This is a genomic window from Chromobacterium alticapitis (genome assembly GCF_002924365.1).
GTDB classification, from domain to species: domain Bacteria; phylum Pseudomonadota; class Gammaproteobacteria; order Burkholderiales; family Chromobacteriaceae; genus Chromobacterium; species Chromobacterium alticapitis.
The window spans coordinates 22,077-36,023 of the sequence record NZ_PQWB01000099.1; the positions used below are offsets into that span (position 1 = coordinate 22,077).

Annotated in this window: 11 protein-coding genes; 1 reads left to right on the forward strand and 10 read right to left on the reverse strand. The window is 59.6% G+C overall.

Features of this window, described 5'->3' with window-relative positions:
• Positions 1-168: 168 nt before the first annotated feature.
• The gene (gene typA, locus C2I19_RS17545) at positions 169-1,986 is read left to right on the forward strand and encodes a translational GTPase TypA (RefSeq protein WP_103903945.1); all 1,818 of its coding nucleotides are present in this window, start codon (positions 169-171) and stop codon (positions 1,984-1,986) included.
• A gap of 290 nt (positions 1,987-2,276) precedes the next feature.
• Here the strand turns inward: typA and C2I19_RS17550 are convergent, their stop codons facing one another.
• The 10 genes from C2I19_RS17550 to C2I19_RS17595 all read right to left on the reverse strand — a co-directional run bounded on the left by C2I19_RS17550 (position 2,277) and on the right by C2I19_RS17595 (position 13,500).
• Entirely contained in the window at positions 2,277-2,696 is a 420-nt protein-coding gene (locus C2I19_RS17550) for a hypothetical protein (RefSeq protein WP_146056859.1), read from the reverse strand.
• A gap of 31 nt (positions 2,697-2,727) precedes the next feature.
• Entirely contained in the window at positions 2,728-3,189 is a 462-nt protein-coding gene (locus C2I19_RS21815) for a hypothetical protein (RefSeq protein WP_146056860.1), read from the reverse strand.
• Positions 3,190-3,415: 226 nt separating this feature from the next.
• On the reverse strand, positions 3,416-4,504 hold the full coding sequence (gene serC, locus C2I19_RS17560; protein ID WP_103903948.1) for a 3-phosphoserine/phosphohydroxythreonine transaminase: 1,089 nt from the start codon (positions 4,502-4,504) through the stop codon (positions 3,416-3,418).
• A 133-nt stretch (positions 4,505-4,637) separates the two neighbouring features.
• A complete protein-coding gene (locus tag C2I19_RS17565) occupies positions 4,638-5,078 on the reverse strand; it encodes a PaaI family thioesterase (RefSeq protein WP_103903949.1) in 441 nt (146 codons plus the stop codon).
• Positions 5,075-5,542 (reverse strand): PaaI family thioesterase, encoded by a 468-nt coding sequence (locus C2I19_RS17570; RefSeq protein WP_103903950.1) that lies wholly within the window; start codon positions 5,540-5,542, stop codon positions 5,075-5,077. The genes C2I19_RS17565 and C2I19_RS17570 overlap by 4 nt, the downstream gene beginning before the upstream one ends.
• Positions 5,542-8,142 (reverse strand): DNA gyrase subunit A, encoded by a 2,601-nt coding sequence (gene gyrA, locus C2I19_RS17575; RefSeq protein WP_103903951.1) that lies wholly within the window; start codon positions 8,140-8,142, stop codon positions 5,542-5,544. The genes C2I19_RS17570 and gyrA overlap by 1 nt, the downstream gene beginning before the upstream one ends.
• Positions 8,143-8,444: 302 nt before the next feature.
• Positions 8,445-10,955, reverse strand: a complete 2,511-nt coding sequence (locus C2I19_RS17580) for a hypothetical protein (protein ID WP_103903952.1) — start codon at positions 10,953-10,955, stop codon at positions 8,445-8,447.
• A gap of 276 nt (positions 10,956-11,231) precedes the next feature.
• Positions 11,232-12,041 carry a MetQ/NlpA family ABC transporter substrate-binding protein gene (locus C2I19_RS17585; protein ID WP_103903953.1) on the reverse strand — a complete coding sequence of 270 codons (810 nt, stop codon included), beginning with the start codon at positions 12,039-12,041 and terminating at the stop codon, positions 11,232-11,234.
• A 34-nt stretch (positions 12,042-12,075) separates the two neighbouring features.
• A complete protein-coding gene (locus tag C2I19_RS17590; protein WP_103903954.1) occupies positions 12,076-12,762 on the reverse strand; it encodes a methionine ABC transporter permease in 687 nt (228 codons plus the stop codon).
• Positions 12,763-13,500, reverse strand: coding sequence for a methionine ABC transporter ATP-binding protein (locus tag C2I19_RS17595; protein WP_103903955.1), 738 nt, complete (start codon positions 13,498-13,500; stop codon positions 12,763-12,765). It lies immediately after the preceding gene.
• Positions 13,501-13,947 lie beyond the last annotated feature (447 nt).

Sequence of the window (13,947 nt, forward strand, 5' to 3'; positions counted from 1 at the left end):
ATGGTCGGCAGTGTAGCGCCAAACGCGGGCGGCGGCGAGGCGGCGGCTATTGATGGCGAAGCTATAGGATTGGCATCTGTTTTTACCGAAATTTTCTTGATGCTGAGCTAGCATGCTATAATCGTTTGATTTTTCTGTTTTCAGAATTCCAGCCGAAGCACGCTAAACATGACCCGACAAATCCGCAACATCGCCATTATCGCCCACGTGGACCATGGCAAGACCACCCTGGTTGACCAACTGCTGAAACAAAGCGGCACCTTCCGCGAAAACCAGCAAGTCGACGAACGCGTAATGGACAGCAACGATCTTGAAAAAGAGCGTGGCATTACCATTCTGGCCAAGAACACCGCCATCGATTACGAAGGCGTGCATATCAACATCGTAGACACCCCGGGGCACGCCGACTTCGGCGGCGAGGTGGAGCGCGTACTGGGCATGGTGGACGGCGTGGTGCTGCTGGTCGACGCCGTTGACGGGCCGATGCCGCAAACCCGTTTTGTGACCAAGAAGGCGCTGGCGCTGGGCCTGCGTCCTATCGTGGTGATCAACAAGATCGACCGTCCGAGCGCGCGCCCGGATTGGGTGGTGGACCAGACTTTCGACCTGTTCGACAAGCTGGGCGCCACCGACGAGCAGCTCGACTTCCCGATTATTTACGCCTCCGGCCTGTCTGGTTTCGCCAAGCACGAACTGGAAGACGAGTCCGATAACATGCGCCCGCTGTTCGACACCGTGCTCAAGCATGTGCCGACGCCTGCCGGCAGCCCGGATGCACCGCTGCAGCTGCAGCTGTCCGCGCTGGACTACTCCACTTACACCGGCCGCATGGGTCTGGGCCGCATCCTGAACGGCCGCATCAAGCCGGGTCAGCAAGTGGTTGTGATGAACCACGATGAGCAAGTGGCCTCCGGCCGCATCAACCAGGTGCTGGGCTTCCAGGGTCTGGAGCGCGTGGATGTAGCTCAAGCCGAAGCTGGCGACATCGTGATCATCTCGGGCATTGAGGATATCGGCATCGGCGTGACCATTTGCGACAAGGAGCAGCCGGTAGGCCTGCCGATGTTGTCGGTGGACGAGCCGACGTTGACCATGGACTTCATGGTGAATACCTCGCCGTTGGCCGGCACCGAAGGCAAGTTCGTCACCAGCCGCCAGATCCGCGATCGCCTGACCAAGGAACTGCTGACTAACGTGGCGCTGCGCGTGGAAGACACCGGCGACGCCGACGTGTTCCGCGTATCGGGCCGCGGCGAACTGCACCTGACCATCCTGCTGGAAAACATGCGCCGCGAAGGCTTTGAAATGGCCGTGGCCAAGCCGCGCGTGGTGTTCAAGGAAATCAACGGCCAGAAGTCCGAGCCGTACGAAAACCTGACCATCGACCTGGAAGACGACCACCAGGGCGGCGTGATGGAAGAAATCGGCCGCCGCCGCGGCGAGCTGACCAATATGGAATCTGACGGCAACGGCCGCACCCGACTGGAATACCACATCCCGGCGCGCGGTTTGATCGGCTTCCAGTCCGACTTCATGACCATGACCCGCGGCACTGGCCTGATGAGCCACGTTTTCGACGACTACGCTCCGGTGAAGCCGGACCTGCCGGGCCGCCACAACGGCGTGCTGATCTCGCAAGAGAACGGCGAAGCCGTCGCCTACGCGCTGTGGAAGCTGGAAGACCGCGGCCGCATGTTCGTCTCCCCGGGCGACAAGCTGTACGAAGGCATGATCATCGGCATTCACAGCCGCGATAACGACCTGGTGGTGAACCCGGTCAAGGGCAAACAACTGACCAACGTCCGCGCCTCCGGCACTGACGAAGCGGTTCGCCTGACCACCCCGATCAAGCTGACGCTGGAATCGGCCGTGGAATTCATCGACGACGACGAGCTGGTGGAAATCACCCCGAAATCGATCCGTATCCGCAAGCGCTACCTGCAAGAGCATGAGCGCCGCAAGATGGCTAAGGTGGAAAACATCTAATCCATCGCCCTATCTAGCACAGCCCAGCCAGCGCAAGCCGGCTGGGCTGTTTTTTTGCGCAAACCACTCGCAACGCGCGGCATTGTCACTATATGGCTCGCGTCTTGGTTTGGTTTCCAGTCGGATGGGCATTGAATCGGGTTCAGCATAAAACAAGCTGAGGGTGGAAGCCGTGATCGCGCAGGCATCTGCATGGGCACGCGGCCGCGACGCTGGAAGGCGAGCTGCCGGGTGGTGATGCCTAGCGCCATGATGCGTATCTGAGAAAAATTGATGAAGGGAGTCCACGCCTAAATCCTGCATTCCTGCCGCGTCATTTGGTGTTGGATGTCTCGCAGCTTGCCGAATAGATCTCGGTCAGTGCTGCCGGAAAATGGCTCCATCTGCTTCTCGATATGGTCTCGTTGCTGCTTGAGCTGCTCGCACGTCAGTTGGGGTCGCTGCGCCTGGGCTTGCTGGACGATGATGCGTGGCGCGGGATTGGAATTGGAATAGGTGGAGGCGTAGGCGGGTGCATTGTTTGGTGCGTAGCTGGGCGAGGAGGGCGCGGGTGCGTTTTCCTTGAGCAGCAGCTTCTTTGCGTGGTAGCCCGCTGGGCATTCTGTCTCGTTGGTGTAGGCAATCTTGCTGCCGTTTACGCACTCCATCACTTGTGCGCTGGCATGGCTGGCGCTGACGGCCAGAGCGATCATCCGCATGACGTTTTTCATGGCTGAATCCATTGAGTATGACTTTTGAATTTTAATCGATGTCAGGCTGGAAAACTTGGTTCAGCAGCATGCCGAAGCGCGCTTGCTGGTGGCAGTTCTTGCGGTAGAAATTCCGCTCTTTCATCAGCCGTTCGATTAGCTCCGCTTGCTGTTCGACCAGGCGTTGCGCGCGGCGGTAGTCTGGCAGGCGATACACCTCGGCGTGATTCATCCGGATGCCAGTATCTGGGCAGACCAGGGCGTCTCCGCGGTCGCATAGCTCAAACCCTCTGAATGGTCCGAATTGTGGTCCGAGTTTTTTGCTGTTCCGGAGTGTTAGCCACAGGAAAACTGCTTTGGGTACGGGGTCTTGGCCGGTTCTCCACGCGGTCACTTGTGCAGTGCTGACGGCTAGTTCTTTGGCTAGAGCATCTGCATCGCCGAACGAGATTGCTTTGTAGAGTTCGTCGGGGTTGTTGCATGGCCATGCTGCAATCGGCGTGTTGCGTTTCATGGTGTGCTGCTCAGTGTTGGACTGTGTTCAGTGTGGTGTCGGTGCGACAGTGTGGCGACATGAGCAATGTCAGTGTGATTTGCACGATGCGTAGGATTGCATGCATGATTTGACATAATATAGATTATGCGAATTTTTGAATCATTATCTAATTGCAAGCAAGTGCGGCCTCGGCAGCAATGCAAAAGCAGGCCGTAAAGGCCTGCCTTGTTCGCGGGGCTTTGAATCAGCCGTACTGACGAGCGAAATCCTGCATGAAGTTGACCAGCGCCTTTACGCCTTCAATAGGCATGGCATTGTAGATGGATGCCCGCATGCCGCCCACGGCGCGGTGGCCTTTGAGTTGCGCTAGGCCTTCCTTGCGCGCTTCCAGCAGGAATATCTCATCCAGCGCCTCGTCCTTCACCTTGAACACCGCGTTCATTTTGGAACGGTAAGGTTTTTCGATGTGAGTGGAATAGAAACCGTCGCTGTTATCTATCATGTGGTACAGCAGGCCGGCTTTTTCCTCGTTGCGGGAGGCTATGCCCTTGACGCCGCCCTGCTCCTTCAGCCACTTGAATACCAGTCCGGCAATATAGATCGGGTAAGTGCCAGGCGTGTTGTACATGGAATCCGCATCGGCATGGACTTGGTAGTTCAGCATGGTGGGAATGTCGGCGCGCGCCTTACCCAGCAAGTCTTCGCGGATGATCAGCACGGTCAGTCCGGATGGGCCGATGTTCTTCTGCGCGCCGGCATAGATCATGCCAAAGCGGCTTACATCTATCTCGCGGGATAAGAAGTCCGACGACATGTCGCAGACCAGCGGCACCCCATATTGCTCGGATGGGATATTGGGGAATTGCAGGCCGCCTATGGTTTCGTTGGAGGTGTAATGCAGGTAGGCGGCATTCGGGTCGCGTTGCCAGGCCGCTTCTTCGGGCACGTAGGAGAAATTTCGGTCCTCGCTGCTGGCCGCCACATTGACCTGGGCGTAGCGCTTGGCTTCCTTGATCGCCAATTTGGACCAGTGGCCGGTATTGATGATGTCCACGCTTTGCTTGTCGCCCAGCAGGTTCAGCGGCACCATGGCGAACTGCAAGGAGGCGCCGCCTTGCAGGAACAGGACTTTGTAGCCGGCGGGGATGTGCATCAGCTCGCGCAGGTCATGCTCGGCGTCATGGATGATCTCCATGAACTCTTTCCCGCGATGGCTCATTTCCATCACGCTCATGCCGGAGCCGTGCCAATCCAGCAGCTCGCTTTGCGCTTCGGCCAGCACCGCGTGCGGTAGTACGGCGGGACCCGCGGAAAAGTTGTACACCTTGGCCATGATTCTTTGTCCTCTTGTCTTGTCGTTGTTCAAATGGCGGCGCGGCCGCGAATGGCAATGGGTGGGTCAATAAAAAAACCGGCGTCCTGTGCAAGGATACGCCGGTTTGGTCTTGGTCAGGGCATAACGCCGTTCAATTATTGAGCAGAAAATGGGCGCGAGCCACCGCCACCGGCTTGGCGCGATCATCCTGCCAGGCTTCGATCAGCACATGCGCCACGCGCTTGCCCTGCTTGGTGATTTCGCACTGGGCGAACAGGGTTTGCGGCCTGCCTGGACGCAAATAGTCGAGTGAGAAGTCCACGATTTTGGGCGCCTCCAGCGATTCGCGATTCCACATCAAATGTATCATCGCCGCGCTTTCCATGAAGCCGCCTATCAGCCCGCCATGCAGCGCCGGCAAAGAGGTATTGCCGACATTGCGTTCCAGGAAAGGCAGCTCGAAACGCAACTCGCCCTCCTCGTCTTCGCTCATGATGGTGCCCATCAGCTTGACGTAAGGCAGCGCGTCCACGATCTCCGAGAAGGCTTTGCGTTCGCGCAATTCGGCGAAGCTTTGCATGAATTCGCTCATTGCGCGCCCTCCGTCAGCATGGGCGTGCGGCTGGATTCGCGCATGAAGGTCGCCACGCCGTGGGCGATAGGATCGGCCGGATCATCGTGGTAGCACACGGCGCGGGTGAAGGCGATCTGGCTGGCGAGTCGGTAGCATTCGGCGCGGCAGTAGATGGCCTTGCCCGGCGTGGCGGACTTCAGGTAGTCGATGCGCAAATCCAACGTGGCGATGGTTTCTATCTCCGGCAGATTCGCGGTGACGGCGATGGCGCTGCAGGTGTCCACCAGCGAGGTGATCACCCCGCCGTGCAGGATGCCGGTGGCTGGGTTGCCCACCAGGTCTTCGCGCCAGGCCAGCCGCAGCGTGGGCTTGCGGCCATCGGTCCCGACGTATTCGAAACCCAGCGTGGCGCAGTGCGGGAATGAGACGAAAAGCTCGCTCATCGCTTGCAGCACGCGGGGATTGGCGGGGGTCTGGACCATTACGCTTCGCCTTGCTCCGGAGCGGCGTCGCCTTCGCCCTCGCCTTCCGCGCATTCGGCTTCGGTCTCAGCCACAATCTCCAGGCCGATCAGCTTCTCGCCCTCGTCCAGATTGATCAGGCGCACGCCCTGGGCCGAGCGGCCGGTTTCGCGCACTTCCGCCACCTTGGTGCGGATCAGCACGCCGCCGGTGGTGATCAGCATGATGTCGTCGCTCTCCTCCACCAGGCTGGCCGCCACCAGCTTGAGGCCGGTTTTGTCGGTCAGGTCCATGGCGATCACGCCCTGGGTGCCGCGGCTGGTTCGACGGAAGTCGCCGACGCAGGTGCGCTTGCCATAGCCGCCATCGCTGGCGGTCAATACCATCTGCATCTCGGAGTTGCTGACCAGCAGCGAGATCACCTGCTGTTCGTCGCCCAGCATCATGCCGCGCACGCCGGTGGCGTTGCGGCCCATCGGACGCACGTCGGTCTCGCTGAAGCGCACGGCTTTGCCTGCGTCGGAGAACAGCATGATCTGATCGTCGCCGTTGGTCAGCGCCACGCCGATGAGGTTGTCGCCGTCATCCAGATTGACAGCGATGATGCCGGCGGTGCGGGGGCGCGAGAAGTCGACCAGAGGCGTCTTCTTCACGGTGCCGCTGGCGGTGCACATGAATACGTATTGATCGTCGCGGAATTCCTTGACCGGCAGCAGCGCGTTGATCTTTTCGCCCTCTTCCAGCGGCAGCACGTTGACCATGGGCTTGCCGCGGCTCTGGCGGCCGCCTTGCGGCAGGTCGTACACCTTGCGCCAGTAGCAGCGGCCGCGGCTGGAGAAGCACAGCACGTAGTCGTGGGTGTTGGCCACGAACAGCGTTTCGATGAAGTCATCGTCCTTGGTGGCCGCGGCCTGCTTGCCGCGGCCGCCGCGGCGCTGGGCGCTGTAGTCGTCTATCGGTTGGGCCTTGATGTAGCCGCTGTGCGAAATGGTGACCACCATGTCTTGCGGGGTGATCAGGTCTTCGATATTGATATCGCCGCCATAAGGCTCGATTTCCGAACGACGCGGGTCGCCGAACTGGGTTCGAATGGCGTTCAGCTCGTCGCTAATGATCTGGCTGATGCGCTCCGGTCTGGCCAGGATGTCCAGCAGGTCCAGGATCACGTCCATGATCTCGCGATATTCGGCGACGATCTTGTCTTGCTCCAGGCCGGTCAGGCGTTGCAGGCGCATGTCCAGGATAGCCTGGGCCTGCACGTCCGATAGATGGTAACCGTCGTCCTTCATGCCGAAGGCTGGGTCGATGTTCTCCGGGCGCGCCATATCGCCTTCGACGCGGGACAACATGTCTTCCACCAGAGACGAGCGCCAGGCGCGCGCCATCAGCGCGGCCTTGGCTTGCGGCGGCGCATCGGATGCCTTGATCAGCGCGATGATCTCGTCCACATTGGACAAGGCGACGGCCAGGCCTTCCAGCACATGGCCGCGCTCGCGGGCCTTGCGCAGTTCGAAAATGGTGCGGCGGGTGACCACTTCGCGGCGGTGGCGCAGGAATTCGACCAGAATCTGTTTCAGATTCAACAGGCGCGGCTGACCATCGACCAGCGCCACCATATTCATGCCGAAGCTGTCTTGCAGCTGGGTCATTTTGAACAGGTGGTTGAGTACCACTTCCGGCACTTCGCCGCGCTTCAGTTCGATCACCACGCGCATGCCGGACTTGTCCGACTCGTCGCGCAGATCGGAAATGCCTTCTATCTGCTTGTCGCGCACCAGCTCGCTGATGCGTTCCAGCAGGCGGGCCTTGTTCACCTGGTATGGGATCTCGTCGACGATGATCGCTTCGCGGTCGCCCTTGCCGATAGGCTCGACATGGGTGCGCGCGCGCATGATCACGCGGCCGCGGCCGGTGCGATAGCCTTCCTTGACGCCGGCGGTGCCGTAGATGATGCCGGCGGTCGGGAAGTCCGGCGCCGGGATGATGTCGATCAGCTCATCGATGGTGATGTCGGCGTTGGCCAGCACCGCCAGACAGCCATCCACCACCTCGTTCAAATTGTGCGGCGGGATATTGGTGGCCATGCCCACGGCGATGCCGGAGGAGCCGTTGATCAACAGGTTGGGCAGTTTGGCCGGCAAAATCAGCGGCTCGTGCTCGGAGCCGTCGTAGTTGGGGCCGAAATCGACGGTTTCCTTGTCGATGTCTGACAGCAGTTCGTGGGCGATGCGCGCCATGCGGATTTCGGTGTAACGCATGGCGGCGGCGTTGTCGCCGTCCACCGAGCCGAAGTTGCCCTGGCCATCCACTAGCATGTAGCGCAGCGAGAAGTCCTGCGCCAGACGCACGATGGTGTCGTACACGGCAGAGTCGCCGTGCGGGTGGTATTTACCGATTACGTCGCCAACGATACGGGCCGACTTCTTGTACGCGCGGTTCCAGTCGTTGGACAGTTCGTGCATGGCATACAGCACCCGGCGATGCACCGGCTTCAGGCCGTCGCGCACGTCTGGCAGCGCCCGGCCCACGATCACGCTCATCGCGTAATCCAGGTAAGAACGGCGCATCTCCTCTTCGAGGCTGATGGGAAGCGTTTCCTTGGCGAACTGGTTATCGGTCATAAGTATCTTATTCGTAAGGATGATTCAGCCGGCGCCGCGACGGGCATCTCGCTTTTGCTATTTTACGCCCGCAACGCCACCGGCCGACTGAATGTGACAATCTTTCAATTCTACCATGAAAGCCAGGCCACATGCCTGTAAGCGGGCATGACAGCCCATGGCGGGCAAGCGCGGGACGGCTCGGCGCGACAGCCCCGCGGATATGGTCGACAAACTGGCGGGCCACCGGCTTGGAAGCGATGTGAGGGGATGGATGGCGTTGGGAGCCCGGCCGCTTGCACGGCCGGACGGTAGCCGATTGTTTACTCGAACCGGACCGGATTCTCTATATAGACTGCGGACTTGTCGCGCGCCCAAGGCGAAGCGTCGCCGATATCGCCCAGGCCCGTCGTGCTGCCGCCGCCCAATTGAACGGCGAAAATGCCGCGCAGCGCGAAATCTCCATACTTGGGCGGCGCGAGGTCGAACGGGCGCTCAAACAGCTCGCTGACGATCGAATAGGGACCGATAGCCGCCGGGAAACGGAAGTTCAGCACGACAGGATGGATATGGCTCGCCGAGCTGCCTATTTCCGGGTGGCCGAAAATATAGCTGCCCCCCGTTCCCCAGTGCTGGCTGGCGCCAAAGCCTTGGTTGACGATGTCGCTGGTCGTGGGTAGGTGGGCGGCCGAAATTTGCCAGGGCATGATGGGGTGCTTCGCGGCATAGCAAAACTCGCGGCAAAAGTCGAAGTAACGCTCCCACTCGCGCGGACCGTAGCAGTAGAAGCTCACATACGCGTCCTGGCTCAGGTCATCGCGCTCGTAGCGATCTATCGCATGAAAAGTCACTGGGTACTCAGCATCGAACACACCGCAGGCCCTCGCGTATTCCGCCATCGACTGCGCCGGGCCGGCGGGATCTTGCTCGGAATCATAAACCCAAAGCGAGCTGCCCTCGCTCCACAGATTGGTGACCCAGCCAAAGCTGACGGCGTCGGGATGGCCCAGATTCTCGGCCACCGCGTGCGTCAGCCAGTTCACGCTGCGCACGTAGCCTCGGATAGTGTTTTCGATATCGGCAGGAATGGTCAGCGCGTCGATCCATCCCTTTCTGACGCAATGCTCGATTGCCGCCTGTAGCGGCTCGCGGACCGGCATGCCATAACTCGGTGCGATATCGTGCTGCTGGCAGGCCCCGAGAAAGTCCGCGTTCAAGACGAAGGCCGCGCCCACAGGGTGGGCCGCATCCACATTGGCGTGGGCGATGCTCAGCGCCAGCACATAGTTCGCATAACTGTGCATATGCCTGCCAGCATCGTTTAGGTTTTCGATATCGCCGCCGGACAAATTGCAGGTGTATGACACCACCACGGGCAGCGTGACGTGACCGCCGCCGACAGCCTCTTCTATCAGGCGCGCCCGCTCGATGAGCAGCTGCGTTTTGGCGTCATCTTCCAGAAACGTCCCAGCATCACCCGCTCCGTCTATGCCCGCATAGGTGAAAATATGGGATGCGCGAGCTTCGGTCATATACTGGACATCGTCGGTAAGCGCCGTGCAGGCGCCAAAGCTAACAAAGTCCGGAAAGCCCGGCACTCGTAGCGAGGTGATGCGCGAAACCTGAAGCGGCAGGGGTGGCGGATTGCTTGCCGGCACCGAAATCGCATCCGGCGCCTGAACCCGGTACAAGACGCCGATAGCCAGTAAATCGCCTGCCACAACTTCATAGCTCCCCGGCTTGACCGGCAAGGGGAAGGCGTGGGTGCCGGCGCTGGCGGGAATGGGCTGCGAGTAGGCCATCTGGTTGCCGATAAGCCGCAGCGTCAAATCCTTGGACAGAACGGCATCCGCGGCAACCGTAATCGGCAAAGTGACAAAGCCAGTGGTATCGACGGGAGCCTGGATTAAGTCGGCATCTCTCAACTCCACCTCGATCAGATCGGCCCGCAGCTCAATCCGTTTCGTCGCGAATGCATATCGAATGTTGTTCAATGCCAGCGGCTCGACGTGCAACTCGGCACTCCCTTGAGCCGGCGCGTTGATCAGCCGGGTCTCCCCGGGCATGGCTTCGAATTGCGCAATGGTCTGAGAGCCATGCGTCACGCGCAGATGCAAGGTTTCCCGCTCCAGCCCCGTCAGCGCGGCAATGCGTATCCGCAAGGCGGCTTGATAGCTTGGCGCGCCGAAAGTGATTTGCAGCGGCGTGACCTCCCCTGTCGTCACGGAAATCTCGTCCGTCGACAGCAACACTTCCGCCGTCACGATATGAAACGGGTCGCTGACCGGCTCTGCCGTCACCTCATAGGTCGTCGGCGCAAGATCGATTTCCGTCAGGCTGTCGTAAGCCACCGTTTTGAGCATTCCGCCAAAGCTGACGGCCGGCTGGATGGCCGCCAGCCGCTCATCGGGGCTGGCGGCGCAATCGACGGCCACCGTGCCGCCATCATCCTCATCCACATAGCCGACGAACGAATCCGCATACAACTCGGGATTGTCAATGAGATTGCCGTTTATGTTGAAGGTAACGGTGTCCTGAGCATCGGGCTGCAGGGTGTGGGGCTTCTCTAAATAGAGTTTGGCGTGAATCAGATAGTTGCCATCGTCTTGAAGCGTGGACATGACGCTCGACTCCGGCGTCAGCGACACCCACGGGTCAAAGCCGGGCTGAATGTTGTCGAGCCCGACAACGGCGGGAGAAAGGAAGGAAAAATACACATACTCGTTTACGACGACATTATCCCCATCCTCTCCCGAAAAATGGGACGCGATCAAAGAACCATAATTCTCATTTGAACCGGACCAGACTTCGACATCAAACTCGAGCGCTGCCATAACGACTCTCCTTGAGCAGGATACGTTGAATGAACAACCAGGAATGACACACTGGATGCGAGCGGAACGCCGCCGGTAGACGCGGCGTGGCGCCCAGCGATGGATTGCATAATTTAGACGCGGCCGCCGGATGGCGGCCAAGGCAAAATAGCAGGCGGACATCCCATCCACCCTGTACCAAAGGCCGATGGAGGCTCCTCAGCAAAGCATGCGCATAAAAAAAGGAGGACCGAAGTCCTCCGCAAATCTTTTAGCCAGGAGTGTTACAAGAAAAACTCAGTTCCAGCCTTGCGGCAGCTTGTAGCCGGCGAATTTCTGCTTGGTGTAGGCCTTGAACGCCGGCGAGTTGTAGGCAGCGATGACGTCTTTCGCCCACGGTTTGGCGGCGTCGGCCGCGCGCACCACGCCCCAGTTCACGTAGGCATAGCTCTTTTCCTGATAGACAGCTTCAGTCAGCTTGATGCCGGAGCTGGTGGCGTAATTGCCGTTGATCACGGAGAAATCCACATCGCTGCGGGAGCGCGGCAGCTGGGCGGCTTCCAGTTGCACCAGCTTTACTTTCTTGATGTTGTCGGCGATGTCGCGCTCGGAAGCGGTCAGCGGATTGATGCCCGGCTTCAGCTTGACCCAACCCAGATCGTTCAGCATCACCAGCACGCGGGCGAAGTTGGACGGGTCGTTAGGCGCAGCCAGGGTTACGCCCGGCTTCGCGTCCTTGAGCGACTTCAGCTTGCCCGGATAGATGCCCAACGGCGCGGTAGGCACCTGGAACACTTCCTTTAGGCTGAGCTTGTGCTCTTTGGCGAAGTTGTCGAGATAAGGCTTGTGCTGAAACACGTTGACGTCCAGCGAGCCCTCTTGCAGCGCCAGGTTGGGACGAACATAGTCGGTGAACTCCACTAGTTTCACGGCGTAGCCTTGCTTTTCCAGCTGCGGCTTGATCGATTGTTTGACCATGTCGCCGAAGTCGCCGACGGTCGTGCCGATCACGATTTCCTTCTTGGCTGGGTCCGCGGCCAGGGTATGACCGGCCAGCGCCAGACCGATTACAGATGCTGCAACTGCTTTGACGACGAATCTACGCATTTTTCTCTCCTTTAAATTCTGCGCATTTTGAAAATCAACGTTTGTCGAGCTTGGCTGCCAGGCGATTGCCCAGCAGCTGGATGATCTGCACCAGCGCGACCAGCAGCAGCACCATGGCTACCATCACGTCGGTCTGGAAGCGGTAATAGCCGTAACGTATAGCCAGGTCGCCTATTCCGCCGCCGCCCACCACCCCTGCAACGGCGGTGTAGCTGAGGAAGCTGATGGTCAGGATGGTGAGGCTGGAGATCAAACCAGAGCGCGCTTCGTTGATCAGCACCTTGAAGATGATTTGCACGGGGCTGGCGCCCATTGCCTCGGCCGCTTCCACCACGCCGCGCGGAATCTCGCGCAGCGTCTGTTCCACCAGTCGGGCGAAGTATGGAATGGCGGCGAAGGCCAGCGGCACCGACGCGGCCACCGGGCCTATGGTGCTGCCCACCAGCGCGCGGGTCAGCGGGATCAACACCACCATCAGAATGATGAAAGGGAAGGAGCGCACCAGGTTTACCACCCAGCTCAGCACGCCGTTGGCGGCGCGGTTGGCGAACATCTGGCCAGGCTGAGACAGGTATAGGATCACGCCCAAGGGGCCACCCAACGCAATGGCGGCGGCGAGGCCCACGCCCAGCATCACGCCGGTTTCCCGGCAGGCCTGCCAAATTTCCGGGCTCATGGACTGCAGGTTCTGCAGCGCTTCGTTCAGGGTTGCGGCATCCATTTACGCGGCCTCCAGCAGCGAGCGGGCCAGATCGGAATCGGCCTCCACTTCGGCATTATTGACATCCACCACCTCCACCACCCTGCCCTGGTCCAGCACGGCTGCTCGATGGCAAATGCTGCGCACCACGTGCATCTCATGAGTGACGATGACGATGGTTACGCCGAAGCGAGCATTGATGTCTTTCAGGCAATCAAGGATGGATTGGGTGGTTTTCGGGTCCAGCGCCGAAGTCGGCTCGTCGGCCAGGATCACATGCGGCCGCGGCGCCAAGGCGCGGGCGATGCCGACGCGCTGTTTCTGGCCGCCGGACAGCTGGGCCGGGTAGTGGTTGGCGCGATCTTCCAGGCCGACGATGGCCAGGCATTCGGCTACGCGCTTGTCGATATCCGCCCGGTTCCAGCCAGCGATTTCCAGAGGGAAAGCCACATTGCCGGCCACGGTGCGATTGGCCAGCAGATTGAACTGCTGGAACACCATGCCGATATTCTGGCGGGCCGCGCGCAACTTCTTGGGCGACAAGCTAGTCAGATCTTGTCCGTCCACGATCACCGCGCCGGCATCGGGCCGCTCCAGCAGATTGATCAGCCGCAGCAGAGTGGATTTGCCTGCGCCGGAGAAACCGATTAGGCCAAAAACTTCGCCTTCGCGGATGGACAGCGAAGTTTCGGCGACGGCGTCGAACCAGCCGCCTTCAGGGCGGCGAAACCGTTTGCAGACATTTTGTAGATGAATCATTCCTAACACTCCCAAAAGCACAAAGCCCACCGATGGCTGCGGCGGGCTTTAGCTGTGGGAATCTCGGGATGTACAAGAGATTGGCTGTAGACAGATTCACTGAGTCTGGGTCTGTCTACCCACGCTTTAGCTGTTTTACGCCCGCAAGCTGTGTTCAAATCGGCGATAAATTTGATTGAGATTGAACATGTTTTTTCGCTTAGCGTCAACAGCCTCTTGGAAAATTATATGAAACTGTCGCCATATTGCAAAAAATGCTTTGCAATATGAAAATAAGTTCATTGCAAAGCATTTTTAGTTTTAAACGGACGCTGCCGCAGTCCTTGCCATCCGACCCCTCCCCTCATTGCACAGGGCCTCCGCACTCGGATTGCATAGAGTGAAAATGATTGCAAGCAGCTGATTTTATTAGGCTATGCAGTTCGGAGGTGCTCTTGCTTTACATGG

What these genes read in the sequence shown, in the direction of transcription:
- gyrA (WP_103903951.1), bottom strand. Translation starts at nt 8,142, where the DNA reads ATGACCGATAACCAGTTCGCCAAGGAAACGCTTCCCATCAGCCTCGAA.
- C2I19_RS17580 (WP_103903952.1), bottom strand. Translation starts at nt 10,955, where the DNA reads ATGGCAGCGCTCGAGTTTGATGTCGAAGTCTGGTCCGGTTCAAATGAG.
- C2I19_RS17595 (WP_103903955.1), bottom strand. Translation starts at nt 13,500, where the DNA reads ATGATTCATCTACAAAATGTCTGCAAACGGTTTCGCCGCCCTGAAGGC.
- C2I19_RS17570 (WP_103903950.1), bottom strand. Translation starts at nt 5,542, where the DNA reads ATGGTCCAGACCCCCGCCAATCCCCGCGTGCTGCAAGCGATGAGCGAG.
- typA (WP_103903945.1), top strand. Translation starts at nt 169, where the DNA reads ATGACCCGACAAATCCGCAACATCGCCATTATCGCCCACGTGGACCAT.
- serC (WP_103903948.1), bottom strand. Translation starts at nt 4,504, where the DNA reads ATGGCCAAGGTGTACAACTTTTCCGCGGGTCCCGCCGTACTACCGCAC.
- C2I19_RS21815 (WP_146056860.1), bottom strand. Translation starts at nt 3,189, where the DNA reads ATGAAACGCAACACGCCGATTGCAGCATGGCCATGCAACAACCCCGAC.
- C2I19_RS17585 (WP_103903953.1), bottom strand. Translation starts at nt 12,041, where the DNA reads ATGCGTAGATTCGTCGTCAAAGCAGTTGCAGCATCTGTAATCGGTCTG.
- C2I19_RS17565 (WP_103903949.1), bottom strand. Translation starts at nt 5,078, where the DNA reads ATGAGCGAATTCATGCAAAGCTTCGCCGAATTGCGCGAACGCAAAGCC.
- C2I19_RS17550 (WP_146056859.1), bottom strand. Translation starts at nt 2,696, where the DNA reads ATGAAAAACGTCATGCGGATGATCGCTCTGGCCGTCAGCGCCAGCCAT.
- C2I19_RS17590 (WP_103903954.1), bottom strand. Translation starts at nt 12,762, where the DNA reads ATGGATGCCGCAACCCTGAACGAAGCGCTGCAGAACCTGCAGTCCATG.